This window comes from Mesorhizobium sp. M0174 (assembly GCF_040322275.1).
GTDB lineage: Bacteria > Pseudomonadota > Alphaproteobacteria > Rhizobiales > Rhizobiaceae > Mesorhizobium.
This window is the reverse complement of record NZ_JAMYTB010000002.1, coordinates 287,272-312,840: the sequence shown is the minus strand read 5'-3', so window position 1 is coordinate 312,840 and position 25,569 is coordinate 287,272. Positions and strand designations below refer to the sequence as shown.

The window sequence follows — 25,569 nt, the reverse complement described above, 5'->3', positions numbered from 1 at the left end:
TGCGCGTCCAGGAGGACGCGCGGCGCTGTCGCCTGCCTTCTATTGGCGTTTTCCACAGTGGTCAAACTGTGATCCGGCGGATTTAGTTTTGACACATTCGATTGGTTTCTGCTCAGTTCCGTTCCGTTGGACCGAGCCGCTGTACCGGCAATGATTAAAGAGGACGATGATGCGTATCCTGATTGGCGCTGTTGCCGCCACGCTGTTGATTTCCACCGCCGCCTTCGCCGGCCAGACCGAAGGCCTGATCAAGAAGGTCGACAAGGATGCGCTGACGCTGACGCTGGACGACGGCAAGTCCTACAAGCTGAACGCCGAAACCGACCTCGATGCGCTGAAGCCAGGCATGGACATCGTCCTCGCCTATGACGTGACGAATGGCGAGAATGTCGTCACCGATATGGAACTGCCGGACACCGGATCGACCGAGTAGGACGCGTCGACATTCAGCTGATGCCGGCCCGACCTGATCTCAACATACGCTGCGTCATCGGTCTCAAAGCCACTCCAGGCGCCGGCCGTCCAGTCTGAGCACGCGGTCCTGCGGCACGTCCATGCTGACCGCATCTTGTTCGGACATCCCCAGTACCAAGCGGAACATTACGCGCATGACGCCACCATGGGTCACGCAGACCGTCTGGCGATCGAGCGCGTCGAACCACGGCTTCACCCGTTCGAGCAGCATCTGATAGCTTTCGGCGCCTTCGCCGGGCGGCTGGAAATTCCATTTATCGAGCCGGCGGCGCCTGGTCGAACCAGGATTGTTCGCCTCGAGTTCGGCAAAGGTGAAACCCTGCCAGTCGCCAAAGCTCAATTCCACGAGCAGCGGCTCGGTACGATAGGCGTGCGGATCGAGCTTCATCGCCGCGCGCAGGCGCTCCATCGTCTCGCGCGTGCGCCGCATCGGGCTGGCGACAAAGTCGAAATCTTCGGGCTTGTCGATGAGTTCGGCCAGCCTGCGCCCGTTGCGGCTAGCCTGCTCGCGGCCAAGCTCGTCGAGGTCGGTATCGGCCTGCCCCTGCAGCCGGGCCTCGGCGTTCCACGCCGTCTGGCCGTGGCGCACGATATAGACGAGCGGGTACATCAGGTCTTCCGGAGGAGGTCAGGCGGTGGCGTCAGTCCTTGACCGTCGAAATATCCGGCGCGTCGACCGCCTTCATGCCGACAACATGATAGCCGGAATCGACATGATGGATCTCGCCGGTGACGCCACGCGAAAGGTCGGACACGAAATAGACGCCGGAATCGCCAACCTCCTCCTGCGTGACCGTCTGCTTCAACGGCGAATTGTATTCGTTCCATTTCAGGATATAGCGGAAATCGCCGATGCCGGATGCGGCAAGCGTCTTGATCGGGCCGGCGGAGATCGCGTTGACACGGATCTTCTTGGCGCCGAGATCGACGGCCAGATAGCGCACGCTGGCTTCGAGTGCCGCCTTGGCGACACCCATGACGTTGTAGTGCGGCATCACCTTTTCCGCGCCGTAATAGGTCAGCGTCAGCAGCGAGCCGCCGTCGGTCATCAGCGCCTCGGCACGTTTGGCAATGGTCGTGAAGGAATAGACCGAAATATCCATGGTGCGCAGGAAATTATCGCGCGTCGTCTCGACATAGCGGCCGGTCAGCTCGTCCTTGTCGGAAAAGGCGATAGCGTGGACGAGGAAATCGAGCTTGCCCCAATGGCTGGCGATATCGGCGAACACCGCATCGAGGCTGGCCGGGTCGGTCACATCGCAGTGGCCGGCGACATGCGCGCCCAGTTCCGCCGCGAGCGGCTCGACACGTTTCTTGAACGCCTCGCCCTGATAAGTCAGCGCGATCTCGGCGCCGTGATCGACACAGGCCCTGGCGATGCCGTAAGCGATCGAGCGATTGTTGGCGATGCCAAGGATAAGGCCGCGCTTGCCGGCCATAAGGCCCCGTTCACCCGCCATGTCAGCGCTCTCCGCAAGGTTCTCTGCTTTGTGGAGTGCCTATCGCACAGCCACAGTGCCCCTTCAAGCGTTCAAAGCGGACAGTTCGGGGGACAAAGCCGCTGGTCTACAGAGCCGCGAGTCCTTTTGGGCGCGCAAAGGACGCTGTAGCGCTTTGACCTTGGAGTGGCGGGCCAGTGGAAAAATCCGACGCCAGTATCGGTGTCACGGCGGAAGATGACCCTTTGGCAGAAGTTTCGTTGGCCAGCGGCCGAAGCCACGGTCATGACCCCGAGCCGACTTCCATACTTTGGGCCGTGGACGACCGCTTTGCGGTGCGCCGGGAGCGGACGTCTGGGCTTAGGCCGTCGAATGTCTGCCTTTGGACAAAAAATTTGACGTTGAGTCCGCCAACCCACAGGCGAGAGGTCCTGAGCAGCCGTCGCACCTTCCGGCGATCGCCGCTCAGTAATTTGTGCTCTGTCATACTTTTGATAGTATGCCCTGTCAGCGAGGGTGACATGTCGCATAAGAGCCGAGTTGATGTTCCGAAGGCGGGGACTGGCTCGCGCCTTCCGATCGGCAAAGGGTTGATGGATGACGGTGTCGAGACCCGTCACGAACGGCGCATACTAACCGCTCTTTGCTACGATCTCGTAGGCTCCACCGAGCTGCTGGGCCTGCTCGGCATCGAAGATTTTGAGGAACTTATCTTGGCGTTTCAAATGGCCGCCAAGGAAGCGATTGTATCGTGCTCCGGAACCGTGACGGTCGAGGTCGGCGACGGCGGCGTCGCTGTGTTCCCAGTCGATCTGGGTGCGAAGGATGCGGCGTCGCTGACGATCAGCGCCGGGCTTGGGATCGTCAGGGCGTGCAAGCTCCTTGCCGCGGAGAAAGGGAGGAGCGACCTGCATGTAAGGGTAGGCGTGGCGACCTCGATGACGCTAATCCTGAAGGGCGACACCGCTGTAGCGCAGGACACGGTAACCGGCCCTGCATTTGCGCTGGCAACCAGGCTGCAGGCAATTGCCCGGCCGGATACCGTCGTCGTGTGCAACGAGACGCGTAATCTGGCACGGCGCTCACACGTATTTAGCTTCTACGGTTCTCACGTCATCAAAGGCTTCGCGCAACCCGAGCAGGTCTGGCAGGCGCTGAGTCACAAGCGGGGGGTAGACCGTTTCTCCGCGTTCGGACGCCTCACCAGCCCCTTGGTCGACCGTACGGATGAGGCCGAGCTGATCCACGAATGTTGGAATGAGGCCGTTTCGGGACGTGGCCAAGTCGTAGTGATCGAGGGCGAGGCCGGCATTGGCAAGTCGCGCATCCTACACGAGGTGCGCCGGCGAACGCGCTTCCAACGCAACAGGTTGCTCCTCTTCCAATGTATGCCAGGCGACTCGCGTTCGACGCTGTATCCACTGCGGCAGGCGATGCTGGGCAATTTCGACGACGGCGAGCGTGCACTCACCCCTGCGCTTGTAGCAGAGGTGTTCGCAGCACATGACATTCACGACGCCGAAGTCGTCGACATCTTTTCTTTTCTGCTCGGCGTGGAAGGCGCGAGGTCCGGTTTCCATGAGATGGATCCGGAAGTGATCCGAGAGAAAGCCGGTTGGGCTGCGCGCCATGCGTTACAAGCAACGTGCGCCAGTGGCCCAGTGATCTTGATCGCTGAGGATATTCACTGGATCGACCTTACGTCGAAGCAACTGCTGGGTGAACTTGCAAAACTGGTTCCTAGTTGCCCCGTGCTCTTGATCGCAACGACGAGGCCGGGATCTGGCGACTGGCTGGATGAAAAAAGCAAGCATGTCCTGCTCGCTCCCCTTGAGCATGCCGACACCTTGCGGGCAATCGCGACGATGTGGCCTCAGGGCAAGCGAGCGCCCGCGCCTGAGCTGATAGAGTTGGTCGAGCGCGTCACCGGCGGTGTACCCCTGTTCATCGAGGAGGTTTGCCAATGGATGGCGGAGAATGCCGCTAGCGGTACTGAGCACCTGCCACAGGGTGTTTCGCTCGGCCGCGCGGCGGTGTTGGAAACAGTGTTGGACGCCCGGCTCGAGCCTCTCGGCCGCGCCCGCGAGGTGGCGCGCGCGGCCGCCGTCGCCGGCAACAGATTCAGCCTGGACTTGCTGTCGGCGCTCTTGCCGGAATTTGACCCGGGCACAATCTCTGCGGCGCTCAATGCCCTGGCCGAGGCTGGCTTCGTACGCGCCAGGCATGCAGCAGCAACAGTGTACGCGTTTCGGCATGCGCTTATCCAAGAAACGATCTATAGTGGAACACTACGGAAACGGCGCCGGACCCTGCATCAGCGTCTTTATGCGGTGGCTAGTGGCAACCGCAGCCTCGTTGGCTGGCTAACAACGGCAGCTCTTGCCGATCATGCTGAGCGAGGTGGCCTGCTTGACGAAGCGATCGGCGAGTTCGTCAATGCCGGCATGGAAAGCTCGTCCCGCTCGGCTATGGCTGAGGCAAGGCAGCTGCTCGAGCATGCCATTGCGCTTTGCGGGCAGGTTTCTGATCATGACAAACGGGATGCGCTGCGGCTCTCGGCGATGGTGGCGCTCGGGCCGATATTGACCGCTGTCGAAGGGCCAAATTCCGAGCACGCCCGCAGGCTCTACGACGAAGGCGTAAATATCGCACGGCGTCGGCCGATAGCGGAGCGCGCCAAGTGGTTCCCGATCTATTGGGGTTGGTGGTTCACGGGTTCGGTCGTTGATGGCGAGCGGGCGCAGGCCGTCGTCAGTGATCTAAAGGAGGTTAACGACCCCGAGATTCAGCTTCAGGCTAGGCACTGCTTGTGGGCAGTCGATTTCAATCGCGGAGACCATGGTGGATGCATAGCCGCGGTTGATGCTGGATTGCCGCACTATGACGTGGGCCAGGGGCACGCGAATGCCACGCGTTTTGGGGGGCACGACGCGCGCGTGTGCGGCTTGGCGCATCGTGCACTGTCGCTGTGGTTCTCGGGACGTGCAACGAGCGCTCTCCGCTCCATGTCGGAGGCCCGCCGCTGGGCTCAGCAGACTGGCCATGTCAGCAGCATCGCGCATGCCTGTATCAACGGCGCGATGCTGAGTTGCTATCGCCGCGACTTCGCTTCGTTGCGTGACGTGATTGAGGATCTGCGGCAGCTGACCGCGCTTCATCACCTGCCTTCGCTAGTCGTCTCGGCACAAATCTTCGAGGGCTGGTGCGATGGCAACGCTGGCCACCTCGAGCGGGGCAAGGACAAGATGCGTGAGGCCCTCGGCCTGCATGGACAAGTGCAGACACCTGAGGACGAGGCCGTCTATTGCGGCATGCTGGCGGAACTTCTCGCGCGCTCGGGTGAGATCAGTGGCGCGCTTGCCCTGCTTCATTCGGCGGTGGCGCAGGCCGAGGCGGGTGGCAGTCGATATTGGCTGGCGGAACTACATCGGCGAATTGCACAACTTCTCGTCCTTGACGGCGCGGCAGCTGGCCAGGTGGCAGCTGCCCTTGAGAAGAGCCTCAATACTGCAGCCGAGCAAAATGCCGTGCCCATCCTCATCGCGGCCTACGAGACGCTCAGCGTGTCAAATCTCTCGCCCGTCCTGCTTCGGAGCTACAACGACCGTATCGAAGCGGCAAGGAAGTCGGTTGAGCCCGGCGAACCGCTGATCGTCAACCCTGAGCCGGAACTGCGGGCCAGCCGATAGTGGAACAATATGAGCGCCTTGGTCCTCCGGCAGACGAAGCGCTGACGTATCTGATGTCGATGCGACAAGCGTTGGGCATCACCCGTATTGCGGACATTACCGGCCTGGACCGTGTCGGCATCCCGGTCGTGCAGGCAATGAGGCCGTTCTCGTTTTCAAACGCGGTCGCGCAGGGAAAGGGTGCCAGCCTGGCTCGCGCTGCCATATCGGCCATTTTGGAATCCGCTGAGAGCTTTTTCGCCGAGCGCATCGAATATCTTGATGCAGCTTACGCTTCGGCCACTTTACTCGGCATACCCTACGGGCGATTTGAGACGTGGCTGCGAGAGCCCGCCCCTGCTGATTGGCGCGGCCGAAAAATCGCTTGGATGGAGGCGGAGAACCTGCTGGGCGGCGGCCGCGACTTCGTTCCGCTGGAATTGGTGCACACGGCCTATCTCGTACCGCCCAGCCCCTGTGACGGAATTTTCACGCCAACCACAACCGGACTGGCGGCCGCGCTTGATGAAGCAGACGCCATCACACACGGCATATTGGAATGCGTCGAACGCGATGCGATCGCCCGCGCTCTCAAGACGCATGGTTTTCTGCAACACCAGCGAATCGATCCAGCGACCATCGATGACGCAAGGGTCTTGGCTTTATTGGATGAACTCGCACGAAAAGACATGATCGTCGGCCTTTGGCTCGCGCCGTCGCCTGTTGGCCTGCCTGTGATTTGGTGCCATCTGATTGAGAGCAATCCTCGAGAGACGGCATTGCTCCATCTGCCGGCCGACGGCTCGGCCGCTGCATTCGATCCGGCGGCAGCTGCCGTCCAAGCGATCCATGAGGCGGCGCAGGCGCGGCTTGCGGCGATCTCGGGTGCGCGCGACGACATGACCCGGGCGTCTTATCCGAAATATCCCGACTGGCAGCTTATCGAGGCGCACCGCCAGCTGATCACCGGCGGCCGCAAGGACGTGAGTTTCGCCCGCCAGCCTGCCGATCGAGCGGCGAGCGGGCAGACCTTGCGTGGCAGCCTTCTCGCACGACTGGAGGAAAGCGGAATCAGCGCGGTGTATCTGATCCGCCTCAACACCAGCCCTTGGAACCGACTGTCGGCCGTCAGGATAGTTATCCCGCAATTGTACCCTTTAGTGGAGTGACCGGATGCGACCTCGGCTCGTTTTCACCGGCCCCACGCTATCGCATCCAGAGGCACAGCAGGTGGCCGACGTGATCTGCCTGGCGCCCGCGGTACAAGGCTCGATCATAGCCGCGGTGCAGCGTTATGACCCGGCTGCAATTGTCATCATAGACGGCGCTTTCCAGGCTGAGCCGGCAGTGAGGCACAAGGAGATACTGTGGGCGATCAGCCAGGCCATCCCGGTAATTGGTGCGGGAAGCATGGGAGCCTTGCGAGCCGCCGAGCTTTACCCGTACATGCACGGCGTTGGCCTTATCTATCGATGGTATCGCCGCTTCGCTTTCCTGCCTGATGACGCAGTGGCAGTGCTGTACGGTCCGAAGGCGGTGAATTTTTCGCCGCTAACGCACGCTTTGGTTGATTTGCGAATAACCGTCCGCGCCGCTTGGAGGCGGAACCTGATCTCCACCGATTTGTCAGGAAAGCTTGGGAATACGGCCCGGAACCTCAATTTTAGGGAACGTACGCTGTCGCGAATGGTCCGCGAGACATTACCGGAAGCCGGTGACCATGATATCGAAGCCTGCCGGCAAATTCTCGCAGGAGCTTTCGTTCAGCAAAAGAAACGCGACGCACTGTCGGCTCTGCAACTTATGAGAGAAAAGGCATTGGTGCCGGCGGAATTGAAGAATTTCAGAATGACGGTCGCGTTTGTCCAGGATTTGGAGGACGCCGGCTTAGCAATCTGACGACAGAGTTGCCGGTGATACCTGGTGCAATTTACGAAGTGCAGGCTTCGTGCTAGTGTTGCCGACTATGAGAGGGGCCGCGCAGTTGAACGCGCTCGATGTCGCCGGTCGGGCGGGGATGTCGGCTGGAACGCGCTTCCTGCTATACCCACAAGCGCCTCACGTTTCTGGGTACGAGAAACCCGAGGCGGTCTGGATTTCAACATCGCCTGGTTTGATCCATCCGGGCCCGGAGGATCATCGCATATACGTGCGTGATCCCGTGCTGGACAAGCAGCCGTACGAGTATCCTTACCTGCCGCCCTTTGTTGGCGCGTATTTCCCACCAGCCGGACCCGGCCTTGATGGTCATTTCGACCACCTCTCTCTTCAGTCGCGCCAGTTCCTGGCAGCGCATGCGTTCGCGGCCGCGAGCCGGGTGCTGGACATCTGGGAAAGCTATCTGGGCAAGCCGATTGTCTGGTACTTCGCCGAAACATACGAGCGGCTTGAGATCATTCCCTGGCTTGACTGGGAGAATGCGCAATCGGGGTTTGGATATCTGGAGCTTGGCCGCGAGCGTGGAGCCGACGGGCGCGGCCATCCGTACGCCCTCAACTTCGACGTGATCGCGCACGAAATGGGTCACGCCATACTCTTTTCTCTCTTCGGAGTGCCCACGCAAGGCCTGCAGGACGGCGACTTCGGGCCGTTCCACGAAGCCAACGCCGATCTTATTTCGCTGCTTTCGTTCCTGCATTTCGACAGCGGGATGGATCGATTGTTACGGCACAGCCAGGCAAACCTGCTTGTCCTCAACGAGCTCAACCGCATCGCCGAACTGACGGGCGACCGCCAGATCCGCCTTGCCAGTAACTCGCGCAAGATGACGGAAGTGACCGAAGAGATTCATGACCGGTCTCGCCCATTCACGGGAGCGGTGTTCGATACTCTGGTCGATCTCTACCATGCCGGCCTGGTGCGGCAGGGCTTGGCCGACGAGCGCCTGCTTGGCTTCGACATCAGGCAGGTTGGCGAAGCCGACATGCGGCACATCTCCGACTTCACGGGCGATGCATTCCGGGCCCGTCCGTTCCTTTTTAAGACCGAGCTAATCAAGGCGCGCGACGATGTCGCGCTTGGGCTTGCGCGCGCGTGGACACGCCTCGATGCCGATCATCTCACATTCGCAGTCGCAGCCTCCACCATCATCGAAGTGTCCGACCGCATCCGCCCGGCCATAGCGGCAAGCTTCGAAGAGAATTTCAGGTGGCGGGAAATTTTATGAATTGGTGATTGCAACGGAGGGTAACAACATGAGCGACGATTTTCATCGACCGACTTACACCACGAAAGATCCCCATGGAGCATTTAACGCCACACAAGTGCGCCTCTATGGAATACCTGGTCTTGGTCTTCCTATATCCAGCAAAAAGAAAAAGACATTGGAGCCAATAACAGGAAAATACAAGAATCATTCTATAATAATAGCAAAGATACTTGATGACGGCGATCCTGATGACAAAAGAATTTTACGGTTTAAGAAATATCTTAGTAAAACCCCACCTAACAATAGCAGTTATGTGTTTGTTAATTCTATCGTAAATAGGTTTATGCTTATGCTTGGGGCGATTGATATAAACCCGACAAATGGTGATAAAGAAATACTTAGTTGCGGTGTAATATTTGGATATGCCTACGAGGGTCATACTTATGATCTCCCGAAGCCCAAGGTAATGTTAATTCCAGCAAATCCGGAGGCAGATATTCCTGAAGACGACTCCAACTATAAATCCAAGGAGAGTGAAGGATACGCCGTCTGGATCGTTGATAAGCTCGACAAATGCGTGGAGATTGAAGTGAATCAGGGTTTCGTCGAGCAGATTGTTCTTGACGCGAATCTACCGGGCAAAAGCTCGCCCACAATGTACGCGTCCCGAATGATGATGGGGCACCGCGGGGGAAGACTTGGCGACTGATAGACGCTAGATCTAGTGCGCGCATGGCCGATCGCGAGTTGTGGTCGGCCAGCCCAGTGGCGCTGGTTGCTCGTTTCCTGTCAATAACCGACGCGGCATGAAACCACTCACGCCCGCTTACGACGTCAAGCGCCGGCCTTTTCGACCGTCAGCGCTTTCGCCGGCGCATCAGCGCCTCTAGCTCGGCGTCGCCGCCTTCCGGCAGCATCAGCCGCACGTGCGCGTAGAGGTCGCCGTGACCGCCGGCCTTTTCCGGCAGGCCCCTGCCCTTCAGCCGCAGAACCTTGTCCGAGCTCGACCAAGGGGGGACGTTGACCGCAATCCTGCCGGTCGGGGTTTCGACTGCCACCTTGGCGCCATGCACCGCATCGGCCAGTTCTACCGGCAGGTCGACATGCAGGTCGCGGCCCTCGACGCGGTAGCGCGGGTGCCGGCGGAAACGGATCTTGACCAGCGCATCGCCCGGCTGCCCCGGTCCTTGCTCACCCTGGCCTTTCAACCGGATGGTCTGGCCGTCCTCGACATAGGCCGGCAACTTGACCGCCATCTTGCGGCCGTCGGGGAACATCGCCGTCACTTTCTCGGCGGTGGCGGCTTCCTCGATGGTGACGTCCAGCGTCACGTTGAGATCTGCGGCCGTCGGCGCCTGACGGCGGCCGCCCGTGCCGGCGCCGCGCTGCTGGCTGAAAGCATCGCCGAAGATCTGGCTGAAGATGTCGCTGTTGCCGTCGAACGGGTCACCACCGGGACGGCCCGTGCGGAATTCGAAATGCGCGCCGCCCGGCCCTTGCTGCCGGCGGAAACCGGCGAAAGGATCGGCGCCGCCGGCCGCACTCTCGAAACCCTGAAACCGCGGTTTGCCTTCGGCGTCGATCTCACCGCGATCGAAAGCCGCCCGGTTCTTCTCGTCGCCGACGATCTCGTAAGCCTGATTGGCGGCGGCAAAACGCTCCTTTGCCTTGGGATCCGGATTCTGGTCCGGATGATACTTCTTGGCGAGCTTCCGGTACGCCGATTTTATGTCCTTGGCCGATGCGTTCTTGGCAACGCCCAGCACCTCATAGGGGTCGCGCATGCTTACTGCCCTGGAGAAGGAGTGGTTCCATGATCGCCTCCTATATGCGCTTGCATAGGAAGAAATTCCAGTGGCTTACCGCTATATAGCCGGCGGAAAATCAGAGCGCCTTGAAGTCCTGCATTCGCCAGGCGCTGCCGCCGGCCAGGCATACTTCGCCTTTGAACAGCGCGACGCCGTCGAAGCTCTCGCGCGACGCGGTGAAGCGACGGCATGTCTCACCGTTAGCCCTGAATTCTGCGAGCTCGGTGATGGAGCCGCGCGAGCCGGTGTCGGCATTCGCCCAGGGAATGGCCTGCCCGGCCAGTTGCTCGACGTCGGCGGAGGACACGGCGTTGCGGATCGTAGCCTGGTCGGAAGCGCGGTCCTGATCGAGCGGCGTGACTGAGGCCGGCGTGCTCGAGGTCAGTATCGAGCCGTCCACCTCCGCCTGCTCCAGGCTGAAGCCGCCCCCGCCACAGGCGGCAAGCGGCAGGATGATTGTCACGATCATGGCTTTGGCGCTGGCCGAAGCGATAACGCTCCATTGCCCACTGTCAAAAGCTTGCGCGATACGCGACAATCGGCAATCTCCCCAGCCGGCGACAAATTTGGGAAAACTATGAGCGAAACCGGGTTAACAAGCGGTGACTTTACCGAGGCGGCGGAGCCGTTCCGGCTTTTTGCGGCGTGGCTCGACGACGCTACGAAGAGCGAGATCAACGACCCCAACAGCGTGGCGCTGGCGACGGTCGATGCCGAGGGCATGCCGAATGTGCGAATGGTGCTGCTCAAGGGGTTCGATGAGGGTGGCTTTGTCTTCTACACGAATTTCGAGAGCGCCAAGGGCCGCGAGATCCTTGGCAGCATGAAAGCAGCGATGTGCTTCCACTGGAAATCTCTGCGCCGGCAGGTGCGGGCGCGGGGCCCGGTGGAGATTGTCACCGACGCCGAAGCCGATGCCTATTATGCGACGCGTCCGCGCGGCAGCCGCATCGGCGCCTGGGCCTCCAAGCAGTCGCGGCCGCTGGAAAGCCGCTTCGCGCTGGAAAAGGCGGTTGCCGAATATACGGCGCGCCACGCGATCGGCGAGATCCCGCGGCCAAAACACTGGTCGGGCTTTCGCATCGTGCCGCAGAGCATTGAGTTCTGGCACGACCGTCCGTTCCGGCTGCACGACCGTGTCGTGTTTTCGCGCAACGCCGAGGGCGGCTGGGACAAAATGAGGCTTTATCCGTAGGGCACGACGGTGGAGCGCCGATCTCCCCCTTGTGGGCCCTTGTGGGGCAGATCGGCAGCTTCCGCACCGGCGCCCATTTTTTCAGCCCTTCTTCCTAGTCATGAAGGCGGCCAAGGCCGGGCCGCTTCTGGCGTTTCCAATCCCACGATCACGATCTCGTGTGCGTGAAACGTTCCAGCTTGCCGCAACGAACCAGGAAAGGGCTCAACGCGCCGCTGGCGCAAATTCAGGAGGACGCAATGCATTCACTCAGGTTGGTCACGATGGCCGGTCTCGTCGGCCTTTTCGCTTCGCAGGCCTTTGCGGAAGACACGATGGGGACAATGACGATGATGAAGGGTGGGGAGGTCATGGCGATCATGCCCGATGGGCATATGGGCACCATGATGCCCGACGCGAAGATGAGCGCCGAAATGATGAAAATGGCGAAACCGATCAAGCATTGCATGATGTTGATGACCGACGCCAAAGGCAAGACATTCATGATCGACACGTCTTCGGCAAAGGCTCAGGCCGAATGTAAGAAAATGGCGATGTGACAAAGAGAGCGTGGCGAAACCGCCCGCCGGTCGCTGCCGGCGGGTCCACGATGCGAGACAAGGCCAGGGTCTAGGCCTTTTTCCTGGCCATGAAGGCCGTCAAGGCTGCGCGGGCCTCCTCGGATTTGAGCCGCTCGCGGAAATGCTGGCTTTCCTTGCCGATGCGCTCGACAAGGTCGTCGCGCGAGCCGCGCATCAGGTCGCGCGCGATCCTTAGCGCTTGCGGCGGTTTGGCCGAGATCTGGCCCGCCGCCGCCAATACCGATGCTTCGAGTGCCTCTTCCTCGACCACCTCGTAGATCAGCCCGGCGGCCTTGGCGCGCTCGGCCGAAAAGCCCTCGCCGAGGCCAAGCAGCGCGAAGGCGCCTTGCCGGCCAAGGATCTGCGGTGCGAGCAGGCTCGATCCTGCCTCCGGCACAAGGCCGAGATCGACGAAGGGCGTCCGGAACATTGTGCGCGGCGTGGCGAAGGTCAGGTCGCAATGCAGGTTGAGCGTGGTGCCGATACCGACCGCAATGCCGTCGACGCCGGAAACCATCGGCTTCTCCGCTTTGGCCAGCGCCATCAGGAAATCCCAGACTTCGGTACCGCCTTCGCCGCCCGAGGCGACGACCATGAAATCGGCAAGATCGTTACCGGACGAGAAGGCACCGGGCACGCCGAGAAAGACATGGACGCGGATTGCCGGATCGGCGTCGCCGCCGGCAAGAGCCGCCGACATCGTCGCGTACATGGCGCGGGTCAGGGCGTTCTTCTTGTCCGGACGGTTCATGCGGATGATCTGGATGGCACCCTGGCGTTCGACGAGGATGTGGTCTGTCACGGATTGGTCCTTTGTGAATTTCGGGCCTTTGTGAATTTCGGCGCGTGCGAACGTCAGGCTGAAATCAGCGCTTTGCCGGCAACGGCAAGGCTGTCGGCGCCGCCGATGACGCGCTCCTTGAGCGCGCCCGCTTCGCCAAGCAGGTTCTCGGCGAAGAACCGACACAGCGCGATGCGGCTTTGGTCGGCAAGCGCGCCGCGCGCCAGATAGGCGCCGCCGGCGGCAAGCGAGATCAGCCTGAGATAAGGTGTGGCGCCGGCCAACGCCTGGTCCGGACGGCCTTCGGCCTGCAGGTCTTGCAGGGAACGGCTCGCCTGTGACAGGTCATCAAGCGCCTGGTCGAGGCGATCGGCGGTGCGGCCAAAGCCCTCAAGGTTCGACGCTCGCACCGCATCGGCGACGGCCTTGAGCTCGGCGATGTAGCCATGCACATGCTGACCGCCGCCGAGCGGCAGCTTGCGCGTCACCAGATCGATCGCCTGGATGCCATTGGTGCCTTCGTAAATGGGTGCAATGCGCGCGTCGCGATAAAGCGCCGCTGCCCCTGTCTCCTCGATGAATCCCATGCCGCCATGCACCTGCAGCCCAAGCGAGGCGACCTCGACGCCAACATCGGTGGAAAACGCCTTGGCCAGCGGCGTCAAGAGATTGGCGCGCTCCTGCCAGTGCTTTGCATCCTCGCTCCGCGACGCGAGATCGATGGCGTGGGCGCAGGAATAGCAGATGGCGCGGGCAATCTGGGTCAGCGCCTTCATGGTCAGAAGACTGCGCTGGATGTCGGGGTGATGCACGATCGGCGCCATGCCGGCACCGCGATAGCTCGCCGCCTTGCCTTGCCGGCGGTCGTTTGCATAGGCGAGCGCCTTTTGCATCGCCGCCTCGGCGACCGCCACGCCCTGCATGCCGACGGCAAGGCGCGCGTTGTTCATCATGGTGAACATGCAGGCGAGGCCCTTGTTCTCCTCGCCGACCAGCCAACCGATCGCGCCGGGCGCAGCGCCTTCGAAGCCATCGCCATAGATCATCGTGCAGGTCGGCGAAGCGTGGATGCCCAGTTTGTGCTCCAGCCCGGAGCAGAAGACGTCGTTTCGTGCGCCCAGCGCGCCATCGTCGCCGACGAGGAATTTCGGTACCAGGAACAAAGACAGGCCGCGCGTACCGGGCGGTGCGTCCGGCAGCCGCGCCAGCACCAGATGGATGATGTTGTCGGTGAAATCGTGCTCGCCATAGGTGATGAATATCTTTTGCCCGAAGATGCGGTAGCTGCCGTCGCCGACCGGTTCGGCGCGGGTTCGCAAGGCATTCAGGTCCGAGCCTGCCTGTGGCTCGGTCAGGTTCATGGTGCCCATCCATTCGCCGGAGACCAGTTTTTCCAGATATTTGGCCTTGAGCGCCTGCGAGCCATGCTTGTCGAGTGCTTCGACCGCGCCCATGGTCAGCGTCGGGGCGATGCCGAACGCCATCGAGGCGGAGTTCCACATTTCAAGCGCGGCGACGCCGAGCATGGCCGGCAGCGCCTGGCCGCCATACGCTTCCGGCGCCGACAGCGCATTCCAGCCACCGCCGATCCAGCGGCGATAAAGTTCTTTCCAGCCCGGCGGGGTAGTGACGGCAGCGCCGTTGAGCACCGCGCCGTGCTGGTCGCCGATCGTGTAGAGCGGCGCCACCTCCTCGCTGGCGAAGCGGCCGGCCTCGGCCAGAATGGCGTCAACGAGGTCCTCACCGAGTTCGCCAAAGGTGCCGGCATCGAGCGCCGGCTTCAAGCCGGCGACATGCTTCAGGGTGAAGGCGATTTCCTCGACCGGTGCCCGATACATGGCGCTCGCTCCTCCTCCGTCCGGCCGCCCTCAGTCCGGAAGGTCTACTTAAGACCCGTGCCGAGGCAAAATCATCTGCTTTCGGCTTCCCTGGCGATCTTCTTTTTACGTAAACGTCAAACTTTGTCACGCGGATTTTGCCAATTGCTGCGACGCAGGCTAAATTCGCCAAAAGCCGGGATAAGTTCGACCGGCGGAATCAGGAATACCGGATCGGACCGCCCGTGCTCGCCAGACCTGACGCCTATCGCTGCATCGAATGCGGCCTGCCCTACCGGGCGACCGGTTTTTGCTATCACGAAGGTAAGATGGAGAACGGAGCAGGCTATTGGTCTGATCGCGGCATATTGTGCTCGCCGCAATGCTCGCTCGCCCGTCACCGTAAGCGCGAGACGGCGGGAACGCTGTCGCAAGTGCCGGCGCCCGACCCGTTTCAAACCCGCTCTCGACATTGACGACCATCAAAACCATCGACGGAGAAGCTGTCCGAGCCGTGGCGTCCCCGGGCCGCGATCGAGAGCATTTCCTTAACCATGGCCGTTCAGGATATGGCTTTGGCCAGCAAGGATCTGCTGTTTGAAGACGCCGGCGCGCCCCCTTGTCCGCTCAGCGCTCCTCCTTGTCGCGGCCGCGATGACCCTGGCGCTGACGCCGGCAAAGGCCTCGGATTTCTCCGAACCTTGGAAGGATGCGGACCGGGCGCTGGTCGTCGACGCCTACGAATATAATTCCATCGACTGGACCCGGCTAGCCGCCGACAAGCGTCTTGTCGGCTTCATCAACAAGGCATCGGACGGAATGCCGCCACCCTATTTCTGTTTCGGCGACGAGACCGAGCTGCGGCTGTGCAAGACGCTCTGGAAACGCCATGCGATGGCACAGGAACTGTTCCAGACGCGCAAGGTGGTGGCCAAGGCACTGGGCCTGAAATGGGGTGCCTATCATCTCGCCCGCCCCGGCAACCCCGTGGGACAGGCCAATAATTTCATCAATTTCGTGAAACCCGGGCCGGATGACCTGCTTGCCCTCGATATCGAGGACGATGATCCCACCCAATGGATGTCGCTCGAAAATGCCGAGGAATTCGTGCGCCATGTGCATCGTCGGGTTGGCCGCTTTCCGGTGCTCTACACCAACGGCACGACAGCCAGGCATATCGCCGACAACAAGTATAAATACCCGCTCCTGTCCCGGCTGCCGCTGTGGTATGCGCGCTACAAGCCAGACATCGGCCTGCATTTTCCGATGGGCAACTGGCAGGGCTATGCGCTCTGGCAGTTTTCGGCGCGAGCAAATTGCGGCCGGTTCCGCTGTCCCTACCGGGTCGCGGGCACACCCAACGATATCGACGTCAGCGTCGCGCCGATGAACGCGACGGAATTGCGCGCGCAGTGGCCATTCGGCGGCCTGATCGACGTGCAGCCGGATTATCTCGCCTTGATACCGGTGCCGCTCTCACGCGAGGCGGGGCTCGCCGGCACTGCTATGACCTACGCCACCGTGGCAGCACCCCCGAGCCTCGAGCAACTGGTCGCGGTATTTAGGGCGCGCTTGGCCAGCTTCAGCAGCGGCTTTCAAATGCCGGCTGCGAAGACGACGCCGAGCCTTCCCCGCGGGATTGCCGAATATGTTGCCTGGATGCGAAACGAAAAGCGTGCGGCATCGGACCCTGGAATTGTCTCCGCCGCCGGTGCGGTCAGCACCGTCTCGACCGAATTCTACAGCGGCCTGCACTGAAGCCGGAGGCCGCCTGAAGCGTCAGTTCGACTGCTCGCGCGCCAGTGCCAGCCAGCCAATGTCGCGGCGGCAAAAGCCTTGCGGCCAGTCGATCCTGTCGAGCGCGGCGTAAGCCCTCTTCTGCGCCTCGCCGACGGTGCGGCCGGTCGCCGTGATGTTGAGCACGCGACCGCCATTGGCGACGAGTGCGCCGCCGTTTATCGCGGTGCCGGCATGAAATATCTCGACGCCCTCGCCCGCCGCCGCCTCGACGCCGCGGATGACCGAGCCCTTTTCCGGCGCTCCGGGATAACCCCTGGCCGCCATCACCACGGTGAGCGCCGCGTCGTCGCGCCAGCGCACCGAGGTGTGCGCCAGTTGGCCGTCAGCGGCGGCGTTGAGCAGGACGAGCAGATCGTCCTTCAGCCGCATCATCAGCACCTGGCATTCCGGGTCGCCGAAACGGGTGTTGTATTCGATCAGCTTTGGCCCCTTGTCAGTAATCATCAGGCCGGCGAACAGCACGCCGGAAAACGGAGCGCCTGTTTCAGCCATGCCGCGCATGGTCGGCTCGACGATCTCGCGCATGGTTCGGTCGATCATCTCCGGCGTCATCACCGGCGCCGGCGAATAGGCGCCCATGCCGCCGGTGTTCGGGCCGGTGTCGCCGTCACTGAGGCGCTTATGGTCCTGCGCCGTGCCAAAGGGCAGCGCGGTGGTGCCGTCGCACAGGCAGAAGAAACTTGCTTCTTCACCGACGAGAAATTCCTCGACCACCACTTCCGCGCCGGCTTGGCCGAAGGAGCCATCAAAACAGGCGTCGAGCGCGGTCCGCGCCTCGTCAAGCGTCATGGCGACGGTGACGCCCTTGCCGGCAGCTAGGCCGTCGGCCTTGATGACGATCGGCGCACCCGCCTTCTCGACATACGCCCTGGCCGAAGCCAGATCGCCGAAGCGGCCATAGGCGGCGGTCGGGACGCCGTATTTGGCGCAGAGGTCTTTGGTGAAACCCTTTGATCCTTCCAGCCGTGCCGCCGCCTTTGACGGGCCGAAGACGCGGATGCCCTCGGCGCGCAGGTCGTCGGCAATGCCGGCGACCAGCGGCCCTTCCGGCCCCACCACGACGAGGTCTATTTCATTCTCGCGGCAAAACCGGGCCACCGCCGTGTGATCCGCAATATCGAGCTTCACCAGCTCGGCTTCGCGGCCGATCCCCGGATTGCCGGGCACCGCATAGAGTTTGGTCAGCAGCGGTGACGCCGCCATCTTCCATGCCAGCGCATGTTCTCGTCCGCCGGAGCCGATCAGTAAAACACGCATGCCCAGATTCCTCGTCATTCCAAGACCAGGACTGCGCTATTGCGCCGCGCCCGACGGGTCAAGACATTTGGCTGCCGACGCGCCGATTGCGCGTGGCGAGCGCGCGGGGGCTGCTTGACGCTTGACGGCATTCGCCTCTGCTGCCACTTCAGCAAAATGGAAACCGTCCAGTCGAAAGCGGCCCAAGGCCGCGTCGCCGATGCGCCGAGCGGCCACTGGGTCTATCGCGCGCTGCCGCGGGGGTTGTGGCCCTATGCGCAGCTTGCCCGGTGGGACCGGCCGATCGGCTGGCAATTGCTGCTGTGGCCATGCTGGTGGTCGGCTGCACTTGCCGCGAGCGCCTATCCGCGTCCGACGGATCCGCTGCTCTCGCTGCTGCCGTCGCCGTGGTACCTGCTGCTGTTTTTTCTCGGTGCGTTCGCCATGCGTGGCGCCGGCTGCACCTACAATGATTTGGTCGACGAGGACATCGACAACCAGGTGGAACGCACGCGCTCGCGGCCGCTGCCGGCCGGCAAGGTCACGCGCCGACAGGCCTGGATGTTTGTTGCCCTGCAGGCACTGGTCGGCCTCGCCGTGCTTTTGCAGTTCAACAGCTTTGCCATCTCGCTCGGCATCGGCTCGCTGGTCATCGTCGCCATCTATCCGTTCATGAAGCGATATACCAATTGGCCGCAACTGGTACTCGGCCTTGCCTTTTCCTGGGGAGCGCTGATGGGATGGGCGGTCGAGTTCGGCGATCTCGATGGGCCGGCAATCATGCTCTACATCGGCTCGATTCTGTGGGTGATCGGCTACGACACGATCTATGCGCATCAGGACAAGGAAGACGACGCCATCGTCGGCGTGCGCTCGACGGCGCGCCTGTTCGGCGATAACACCAAAGCCTGGCTGGCCGGGCTTTATGGCGGAGCGCTGGTCTGCTTCGCCATTGCCTTTGCCTCGGCGCAGGCACCGGTGCCGGCGCTCGCCGGGCTGATCGCCGCCGGCGCGCATATGGCGCGGCAGATCGCCGTGCTCGACATCGACGATCCGGACCAGTGCCTGAGGCTGTTCAGATCGAACAACCAAGTCGGCTGGCTGATCTTCCTCGGGCTGATCGGCGGCGCAGCCTGGGTGGCGCTGAAGCCGCTGGTTTAGCTACTCCCGCGAAATAAGCTCCTCGCCGCCGATGACCAGCCTGAGGCCGAGATCGCCGGCGCGGCGGCGGGCGAGGAAGCGCGGGCGGCGCATGGTCGAGACGCGACCCTTGCGGCGGTCCTGCGCCGGCAGCGCCTTGATGGCGGCGCCGAGCGATTCTTCCAGCGTGCGGGCAATGCCGTCGGCCTCGATCAGCAGCATCGGTAGCCGGTAGGCGTCGGCCCAGGCGCGCCAGTCGGCGGCGACATCGTCGAGATCGTCGGCGACCAGCAGCGGCACCGACAGCATCGGATCGTTGTGCAGAAGCTCGAGCGTCACTGTGACATTGCCATCCGGATCCTCCATGGCGCGGGCGGCGACGCCGCGAAACGCGTTGGCGGGCAGAGCGATGATCGCCGGCACGCCGCTCATCTCCAGCGTGCGGCGGATAACCGCGCCGCGCTGGTCGATGGTGAAGGTAACGTCGCCATAGTCGTCGCGCGTGGCGTAGCTCACCACCTGCGGCAGGCGGAATGGGTCGAGACGCATATTGCGGCCGGCCCAGACTGGCTTCAGTCCAGTGTTCATGTCGTGCCTTTCCTGTTTCTCCTGAGAGCCGGTGTTTCCGGTTCTCCGGGCCGGTTTTCCCAGCCTCGTTGTGGAGAAACATTAGCGCGAGCTTCTTATCCTCGCGCTTAAGAAAGTCGGTTAAATTTTGCTGATCCGGGGCGGATGGTTATCGGATTGCGAACCGGCGCAGACCGGCGAAAGGATCAGATAACCTTACCGGGATTCATGATGCCGGCCGGGTCGAACGCGGCCTTCACCCTGCGCATCAGCTCGATCGTCATCGGCGGTGCCGTCGCGATCAATTCGTCCCGCTTCAACTGGCCGATGCCGTGCTCGGCCGAGATGGAGCCATGAAACGAGCGCACGACGTCGTGCACGGCCTTGTTCATGACGTGGTAAAGGCCGAGAAACGCTTCGTCATCGCCGTCGACCGGCCGGGAGATGTTGTAGTGCAGGTTGCCGTCGCCCATGTGGCCGAAGCAGACGACGCGTGCGCCGGGACTGACCGACTGCACGGCGCCGGCGGCCTTTTCGATGAATGGCGGGATTGACGCCACCGGCACCGAGATGTCGTGCTTGATCGAGGCACCTTCCGGTTTCTGCGCCTCGGGCAGCACCTCGCGGAAATTCCAGAACGCGTCGCCCTGGGCCATGCTTGCCGCGATCACCGCATCGCCGACGATCCCTTGCTCGAGGCCTGCCTCCAGCACCTCCTCGATCAGCGCCCTGGCATCGTCGGCCGAACGGCCCGACGAGATCTGCATCAGCACATACCACGGCCAATCGCCGGCCAGCGGCCGCACCACGCCTTGTGCGTGGGCAAGCGTGAAGTCGTAGGGCCTCTGGCCGATCAGCTCGAAGGCGGTGAGCGCTGCCCCGGCACGATCCATCGCCAGGCTGAACAGCGACAGTGCCGCCTCCGGCGATAACAGGCCGGCAAACGCCACCTCGCGCCCCTTGGGCTTGGGGAAAAGCTTGAGCACGGCGGCGGTGATGATGCCGAGCGTGCCTTCCGCGCCGACGAACAGGTTCTTCAAATCGTAACCGGTATTGTCCTTTTTCAGCTTGCGCAGGTCGTCGAACACTTCGCCGGTCGGCAGCACCACTTCGACGCCGAGGCACAGCTCGCGCGCATTGCCGTAGGCAAGCACGCCGGTGCCGCCGGCGTTGGAGGAGAGATTGCCGCCGATCTGGCAGGAACCTTGCGCGGCAAGCGACAGCGGAAACAGCCGGTCGGCGGCATCGGCCGCTTCCTGCAGCGTCTGCAGGATGACGCCGGTTTCGACCGTCACCGTGTTTGACAGCGTATCGATCTCGCGGATGCGGTTCAGCCGCGACAGCGACAGCACGATCTCGCGGCCGGAAGAGTCGGGCACCTGGGCACCGACCAGCCCGGTGTTGCCGCTTTGCGGCACGATGGGCGTGCCGGTTTCGGTCGCCAGCCGCATGATGCTGCTGATCTCCTCGACGGTCCCCGGCCTCAGCACCAGCGCCGTCCTGCCATGCCAAAGTCCGCGCCGCTCGGTGAGGTAAGGCGCGATGTCCTGCTGGTCGCGCAGCGCATATTTGTCGCCGACGATTGCCGCAAAGCGCGCGACGACGGCGGGGTCGAGGTCGAGGGAAATGTCGTTCATGGGTGGAAACTATGGTGCCCAATCCATCTTGTCACGAGGGGCGATCTTGTCACGCGGGGCGGCGGCGCGCGAAAGCCTGTCGTTGATCGCCTCGCCCAGCCCGTCGAACGGGATCGGTTCGACGGCGATGGTTTTGGCGCCGCTGCGATCGAGATCCTGCAGATGGGCGAAGAGATTGCTCGCTGCCTCGCGCAGGTCGCCGGTCTCCGACAAATTGCGCAGTGCGGCTGCATCGCGCCAGCCTTCGGCACGGCTGCGGCCGAAGGCCAGCAAGGCTTCGCCCGGTGCGACCTCCGCAGCATTGAGCCGTACCGCCGCACCTGGTGCATAGTGCGAGGCGAGCATGCCGGGCGCCTCGATGGCCGAAGCGCCGCGGAGCAACTTCACCCCGGCGATCGCTTCGATCTCTTCGGCGGCAATACCGCCGGGCCGCAACAGCCGCAGCTTTCCAGCTTCGACCTTGAGGATGGTCGATTCCAGCCCGACCGGCGTCGCGCCGCCATCGACCACCAGCTTGATCCTGGGGCCGAGGTCGGCGGCCACGGCTTCCGCCGTCGTGGCGCTGATCCTGCCCGAGGAATTGGCGCTGGGCGCCGCCAGCGCGCGACCGAGCCTGGCGATCAGCTCGCCGCCAAAGCCTTTCGGCATGCGCAGCGCGATGGTGTCCAGCCCTGCGGTGACCAGCGGATGAATGCCATTGCCGGGCCGTTGCGGCAGCACGAGCGTCAGCGGCCCCGGCCAGAATGCCTGCGCCAATCTTTCCGACAGCGGATCGAACAGCGCGATGCGCTCGGCCATCGCCGGATCGGCAATATGGGCGATCAGCGGGTTGAAGCGAGGTCGGCCCTTGGCTTCGAAGATACGAGCCACGGCAACGCCGTTGGTCGCGTCGCCGGCCAGCCCATAGACGGTCTCGGTCGGGATGGCGACGACATCGCCGCTCTCGAGCAGCGCCAACGCTCTTTCCATCGCCTCGCCGACGGCACGAATTTCAGCCACTGTCGTCACCTCACGGATGCGGGTGCCTAGTACGGCGACGCCGGGCGGGCAAGCCCAGGCGTCGGCGAATCGCAAATCGCTAAAATGCTATGCTTCCTCGCAAGCCGGCATCAATTGCCCTCGGCTAGGGTGCCGTCTTCTTGGACAAGGGGAACTATCATGTTTTCGATGCGTATCGTTGGTGCGCTTGGCCTTGCGGCTATGGCCGGCACGGCGCAGGCCTCGTCGCTGGTTTTTGTCGGGCAGACGACTGCAACGCCGTCGGTGGTAAGTGCCGGCGCGCTCGAACGGGCGAAAACACCGTCGATCGTCGCGCTCGGCGAGAACTTGCCTGACGTTAATGAAACCGTCACCGATGAAAAGGTCGCGGTAATCCCGAGCCAGCCGAGTCATGGCTTCGACAGAAGCCCGATGATCATTCGCGGCGGTATCGTCGGCGATGCCTTTGCAACGCCCGCGCCCAAAGCCGCGCCGGCCACCGCTGCCGCGCCCGCCGCGAACAGCAAGGCCGATCCAAAGGTCGCCAGCAAAACCCCTGAGCCGGCAGCGCCGCAGCCTGCGCCGCTAGCAGCTCCCGACCAGCCCAAATAGGGCCTGAAGCACAAGCGATGATTTTTTCGCGGATGTCAGCCGGCTATTTTCGAGAAATCGGCGACCCGGTCCGTCGCCGCGCGGATGCGGGCGAGCAATGCCAGGCGATTGGCGCGCACCGCCTGGTCCTCATCGTTTACCAGGACTTTCTCAAAGAATGAATCAACTGGCTCGCGCAACACGCTAAGCGCCAGCATGGCGGCGGAAAAGTCTTCGTTTTGAATTGCTTCGCCGGCTTGCCTCTCGGCCTGATTCACCGCGGCGAACAAGGTTTTTTCGGCGTTCTCCCGGAACAGAGCCGGCTCAACGCTGGTTGCGATCGCCGTCCCCTTCTTCTCTTCGGCAGCCACAATGTTGGCCGCGCGCTTGGTGCCGGCAAGCAGGTTCCTGCCGTCCTCGGTGTCGAGGAAGGAGCCAAGCGCCTCGACACGGCGGACGATCTGCAGGAGATCGTCGTTTTGCGATAGGCCACTCTCCCCCCTAGAGGGGGAGATGCCCGGCAGGGCAGAGGGGGGCGCGACAGAATGAGAGGCTGGCGGGACAGCGCCCCCCTCTGTCGGCTTCGCCGACATCTCCCCCTCTAGGGGGGAGATTGGGCGCGAACCTGCCGCGAGTACGGCGTCGATCAGGTCGTGCCGGGCGCCCTGATCGCGGAGATAGACTTTGAGGCGGTCATGGAAGAAGGACAGGAGGTTGTTGATCTCTTGCTGCTGCCTTTCTCCAGAACGCTCAAAGGTGTTGTTTGAGATTGCGGAATCGCGTTCGATGACGAGATCGGTAAGCGAATCTCCCCCGAGTTGCTGCTCTAGCTCCGCAGCAATTTCGAACTGTCGGTCGAGTTCGGGATCGCGTATGTGATCAGCAATATTTTCGGACGCGACATTGGCCACAGATTTCAGGGACAACCTAATCCCGTTCTCAATCAGTATCCTCGTTACCCCCAGGGCCGCTCTCCGCAGCGCATAAGGGTCCTTCGATCCCGTCGGCTTTTCATCAATCGCCCAGAATCCAACCAGCGTATCCAGCTTGTCGGCAAGCGCTACTGCGATCGAAACCGGATCGGTCGGCACGTTATCGGACGGGCCTTGCGGCTTATAATGCTCCTCGATCGCGGCGGCGACCGACGGATGCTCGCCCTGCAGCAGCGCGTATTTGCGGCCCATGGCGCCTTGCAGTTCCGGGAATTCGCCGACGACTTCGGTGGTGAGATCGGCCTTGGCCAGAACGGCAGCGCGACGCGCCAGCGCGGGAATCTCCCCCCTTGAGGGGGAGATGTCGCCGAAGGCGACAGAGGGGGTCGGCACGTCCTGACGCGGCTTCCTATTTTGGGCAGAGGATGCCGGCGCTTCACGCGAAGCGACCCCCCCTGGCCTGCCGGCCATCTCCCCCTCAAGGGGGGAGATTGAACTCGCCACGACCGGCGCCAGTTCTTCCGCCAGCCGCTTGATGCGCTCCACCCGTTCGCCCTGCGTGCCGAGCTTGGCGTGGAAGGTGACGCCGAGATGGTCGAGGCGGGCCATGCGCTGGTCGAGCGGTTTGGTTAGATCGAGCCCGAACTTTTGCGCCGATGCCTGCAGCTGGTCGAGATCCGGCAGGTCGCCCTGGTCGGTCTTCCAGAAATAGAGCGCGTCGGACAGGCGCGCGCGTACCACCTTGCCGTTGCCATGGGCGATCTCTTTGCCGCCGTCCTTGGCCTCGATGTTGGCGGTCAGGATAAAGCGGTTGGAGAGGTCTTCGCCGGTACTGTGCGGCCGCGTCACGAAACACTTCTGGTTGGCGCGGATGGTGAGCCTGATCACCTCGGCCGGAATGGTCAGAAAATCCTGCTCGAATTCGCCCATCAGCACGACCGGCCATTCGACCAGGCCCGACACTTCCTCCAGCAGCCCCTCGTCCTCGACGAGGTCGAGCCCGCTGGCGAAGGCGAGGTTCCTGGCATCGGCAAGAATGATCTCCTTGCGTCGGTCGGCATCGAGCACGACCTTGGCCGCCTCAAGCTTGGCGACATAATCGTCGAAGCGGCGCACCGTGATGGCGCCCGGCGCATGAAAACGGTGGCCGTAGGTGACATTGCCCGAGCGGATGCCGTCGATCTCGAAATCGACCACCACCGGCTCCTCGGTTTCGGGGCCGAAGGTGCACAGGATCGATTGCAGCGGCCGCACCCAGCGCAACGAGCCGGGCTTGGCCGAAGCCGGCCCCCAGCGCATCGATTTCGGCCAGGGAAAGTTGCGGATGATGCCCGGCACCAGCTCGGCGATGATCTGCTCGGCCGGCCGGCCCGGCCTGGCAATATGGGCGACATAGAAGTCGCCCTTCTTCGGATCGGAATGAACATGCGCGTCGGCAATCGAGGCAAGGCCGGCCTTGCGCAGAAAACCTTGCACCGCCTGCTCGGGCGCCTTGGTCGAGGGGCCCTTGATCTCCTCGTTTATGTCCTTCGAGCGGGCGGTCAGACCGCGGATGTCGAGCGCCAGCCGGCGCGGCGTCCAATATTCGCGCGCCGCCTCATAAGTCAGCCCGGCCTCGACCAGACCGTCGGTCAGCAGCTTCTTCAGGTCGCCGGCAGCTTTTCTCTGCATACGAGCAGGAATCTCTTCCGAACGGAGTTCTAAAAGCAGGTCGGGCATTGAGTGTGCTCACGCGGCAAATGGTCCGGGCGGGGCATAGCAACTCGGCCGGCCGCTGTCACCCTTCCCAGCAAAGTCG

At 62.6% G+C, this 25,569-nt stretch carries 23 protein-coding genes; 12 read left to right on the top strand and 11 right to left on the bottom strand.

What is annotated here, in order from left to right; all coding sequences use genetic code 11:
• Window positions 1–169: 169 nt before the first annotated feature.
• Window positions 170–433, top strand: coding sequence for a DUF1344 domain-containing protein (locus NKJ13_RS04975; RefSeq protein ID WP_023716902.1), 264 nt, complete (start codon window positions 170–172; stop codon window positions 431–433).
• A 63-nt stretch (window positions 434–496) separates the two neighbouring features.
• Here the strand turns inward: NKJ13_RS04975 and NKJ13_RS04970 are convergent, their stop codons facing one another.
• Complete coding sequence (locus tag NKJ13_RS04970) at window positions 497–1,084, bottom strand: histidine phosphatase family protein (RefSeq protein WP_352476657.1); 588 nt, start codon at window positions 1,082–1,084, stop codon at window positions 497–499.
• Window positions 1,085–1,115: 31 nt separating this feature from the next.
• Entirely contained in the window at window positions 1,116–1,934 is an 819-nt protein-coding gene (gene fabI, locus NKJ13_RS04965) for an enoyl-ACP reductase FabI (protein WP_352777192.1), read from the bottom strand.
• Between the two features lie 500 nt (window positions 1,935–2,434).
• Here fabI and NKJ13_RS04960 point away from each other — a divergent pair, with 500 nt between their 5' ends.
• The 5 genes from NKJ13_RS04960 to NKJ13_RS04940 all read left to right on the top strand — a co-directional run bounded on the left by NKJ13_RS04960 (window position 2,435) and on the right by NKJ13_RS04940 (window position 9,438).
• Window positions 2,435–5,602, top strand: coding sequence for an ATP-binding protein (locus tag NKJ13_RS04960; protein WP_352689738.1), 3,168 nt, complete (start codon window positions 2,435–2,437; stop codon window positions 5,600–5,602).
• Complete coding sequence (locus tag NKJ13_RS04955; protein ID WP_352777190.1) at window positions 5,602–6,750, top strand: YcaO-like family protein; 1,149 nt, start codon at window positions 5,602–5,604, stop codon at window positions 6,748–6,750. Before NKJ13_RS04960 ends, NKJ13_RS04955 begins: the two co-directional genes overlap by 1 nt.
• A 61-nt stretch (window positions 6,751–6,811) precedes the next feature.
• A complete protein-coding gene (locus tag NKJ13_RS04950) occupies window positions 6,812–7,480 on the top strand; it encodes a TfuA-like protein (protein ID WP_352505228.1) in 669 nt (222 codons plus the stop codon).
• An 85-nt stretch (window positions 7,481–7,565) separates the two neighbouring features.
• Window positions 7,566–8,747, top strand: coding sequence for a gluzincin family metallopeptidase (locus tag NKJ13_RS04945; protein WP_352689740.1), 1,182 nt, complete (start codon window positions 7,566–7,568; stop codon window positions 8,745–8,747).
• Window positions 8,748–8,775: 28 nt separating this feature from the next.
• The gene (locus NKJ13_RS04940) at window positions 8,776–9,438 is read left to right on the top strand and encodes a hypothetical protein (RefSeq protein WP_352505230.1); all 663 of its coding nucleotides are present in this window, start codon (window positions 8,776–8,778) and stop codon (window positions 9,436–9,438) included.
• Window positions 9,439–9,586: 148 nt separating this feature from the next.
• Here NKJ13_RS04940 and NKJ13_RS04935 read toward each other — a convergent pair whose 3' ends face one another.
• Both NKJ13_RS04935 and NKJ13_RS04930 read right to left on the bottom strand, forming a co-directional pair.
• Window positions 9,587–10,513: a DnaJ C-terminal domain-containing protein gene (locus NKJ13_RS04935; protein WP_352501969.1), complete on the bottom strand. Its 927-nt coding sequence runs from the start codon at window positions 10,511–10,513 to the stop codon at window positions 9,587–9,589.
• Between the two features lie 100 nt (window positions 10,514–10,613).
• Window positions 10,614–11,075, bottom strand: coding sequence for an RT0821/Lpp0805 family surface protein (locus NKJ13_RS04930; RefSeq protein ID WP_352777187.1), 462 nt, complete (start codon window positions 11,073–11,075; stop codon window positions 10,614–10,616).
• Window positions 11,076–11,114: 39 nt separating this feature from the next.
• Between NKJ13_RS04930 and pdxH the strand changes: the two genes are divergently transcribed.
• The gene (gene pdxH / locus NKJ13_RS04925) at window positions 11,115–11,732 is read left to right on the top strand and encodes a pyridoxamine 5'-phosphate oxidase (protein ID WP_352470672.1); all 618 of its coding nucleotides are present in this window, start codon (window positions 11,115–11,117) and stop codon (window positions 11,730–11,732) included.
• Window positions 11,733–11,971: 239 nt separating this feature from the next.
• The gene (locus NKJ13_RS04920) at window positions 11,972–12,271 is read left to right on the top strand and encodes a hypothetical protein (protein ID WP_352689745.1); all 300 of its coding nucleotides are present in this window, start codon (window positions 11,972–11,974) and stop codon (window positions 12,269–12,271) included.
• Window positions 12,272–12,341: 70 nt separating this feature from the next.
• Here NKJ13_RS04920 and NKJ13_RS04915 read toward each other — a convergent pair whose 3' ends face one another.
• Together NKJ13_RS04915 and NKJ13_RS04910 are read right to left on the bottom strand one after the other, a co-directional pair.
• Window positions 12,342–13,094 carry a crotonase/enoyl-CoA hydratase family protein gene (locus tag NKJ13_RS04915; RefSeq protein ID WP_352689746.1) on the bottom strand — a complete coding sequence of 251 codons (753 nt, stop codon included), beginning with the start codon at window positions 13,092–13,094 and terminating at the stop codon, window positions 12,342–12,344.
• A gap of 53 nt (window positions 13,095–13,147) precedes the next feature.
• A complete protein-coding gene (locus NKJ13_RS04910; protein ID WP_352689747.1) occupies window positions 13,148–14,911 on the bottom strand; it encodes an acyl-CoA dehydrogenase family protein in 1,764 nt (587 codons plus the stop codon).
• Between the two features lie 224 nt (window positions 14,912–15,135).
• Here NKJ13_RS04910 and NKJ13_RS04905 point away from each other — a divergent pair, with 224 nt between their 5' ends.
• The gene (locus NKJ13_RS04905) at window positions 15,136–15,366 is read left to right on the top strand and encodes a hypothetical protein (RefSeq protein WP_352689748.1); all 231 of its coding nucleotides are present in this window, start codon (window positions 15,136–15,138) and stop codon (window positions 15,364–15,366) included.
• A 121-nt stretch (window positions 15,367–15,487) separates the two neighbouring features.
• Entirely contained in the window at window positions 15,488–16,648 is a 1,161-nt protein-coding gene (locus NKJ13_RS04900; protein ID WP_502901881.1) for a glycoside hydrolase family 25 protein, read from the top strand.
• A 21-nt stretch (window positions 16,649–16,669) separates the two neighbouring features.
• Here NKJ13_RS04900 and purD read toward each other — a convergent pair whose 3' ends face one another.
• On the bottom strand, window positions 16,670–17,947 hold the full coding sequence (gene purD / locus NKJ13_RS04895; RefSeq protein WP_352777184.1) for a phosphoribosylamine--glycine ligase: 1,278 nt from the start codon (window positions 17,945–17,947) through the stop codon (window positions 16,670–16,672).
• Between the two features lie 156 nt (window positions 17,948–18,103).
• On the opposite strand from purD, the gene ubiA reads away from it, so the two are divergent.
• Window positions 18,104–19,087 carry a 4-hydroxybenzoate octaprenyltransferase gene (gene ubiA, locus NKJ13_RS04890; protein WP_352777426.1) on the top strand — a complete coding sequence of 328 codons (984 nt, stop codon included), beginning with the start codon at window positions 18,104–18,106 and terminating at the stop codon, window positions 19,085–19,087.
• On the opposite strand, the gene NKJ13_RS04885 is transcribed toward ubiA, so the two are convergent.
• The 3 genes from NKJ13_RS04885 to NKJ13_RS04875 all read right to left on the bottom strand — a co-directional run bounded on the left by NKJ13_RS04885 (window position 19,088) and on the right by NKJ13_RS04875 (window position 22,269).
• Entirely contained in the window at window positions 19,088–19,654 is a 567-nt protein-coding gene (locus NKJ13_RS04885; RefSeq protein ID WP_023674094.1) for a DUF6101 family protein, read from the bottom strand.
• Between the two features lie 185 nt (window positions 19,655–19,839).
• Complete coding sequence (locus NKJ13_RS04880) at window positions 19,840–21,270, bottom strand: FAD-binding oxidoreductase (RefSeq protein ID WP_352777182.1); 1,431 nt, start codon at window positions 21,268–21,270, stop codon at window positions 19,840–19,842.
• A 9-nt stretch (window positions 21,271–21,279) separates the two neighbouring features.
• Window positions 21,280–22,269, bottom strand: a complete 990-nt coding sequence (locus NKJ13_RS04875; RefSeq protein ID WP_352777180.1) for an L-threonylcarbamoyladenylate synthase — start codon at window positions 22,267–22,269, stop codon at window positions 21,280–21,282.
• Window positions 22,270–22,470: 201 nt separating this feature from the next.
• Here NKJ13_RS04875 and NKJ13_RS04870 point away from each other — a divergent pair, with 201 nt between their 5' ends.
• Window positions 22,471–22,860 carry a hypothetical protein gene (locus NKJ13_RS04870; protein WP_352777179.1) on the top strand — a complete coding sequence of 130 codons (390 nt, stop codon included), beginning with the start codon at window positions 22,471–22,473 and terminating at the stop codon, window positions 22,858–22,860.
• 35 nt (window positions 22,861–22,895) lie between these two features.
• On the opposite strand, the gene glyS is transcribed toward NKJ13_RS04870, so the two are convergent.
• Window positions 22,896–25,490, bottom strand: coding sequence for a glycine--tRNA ligase subunit beta (gene glyS / locus NKJ13_RS04865; protein ID WP_352777176.1), 2,595 nt, complete (start codon window positions 25,488–25,490; stop codon window positions 22,896–22,898).
• Between the last annotated feature and the right edge of the window lie 79 nt (window positions 25,491–25,569).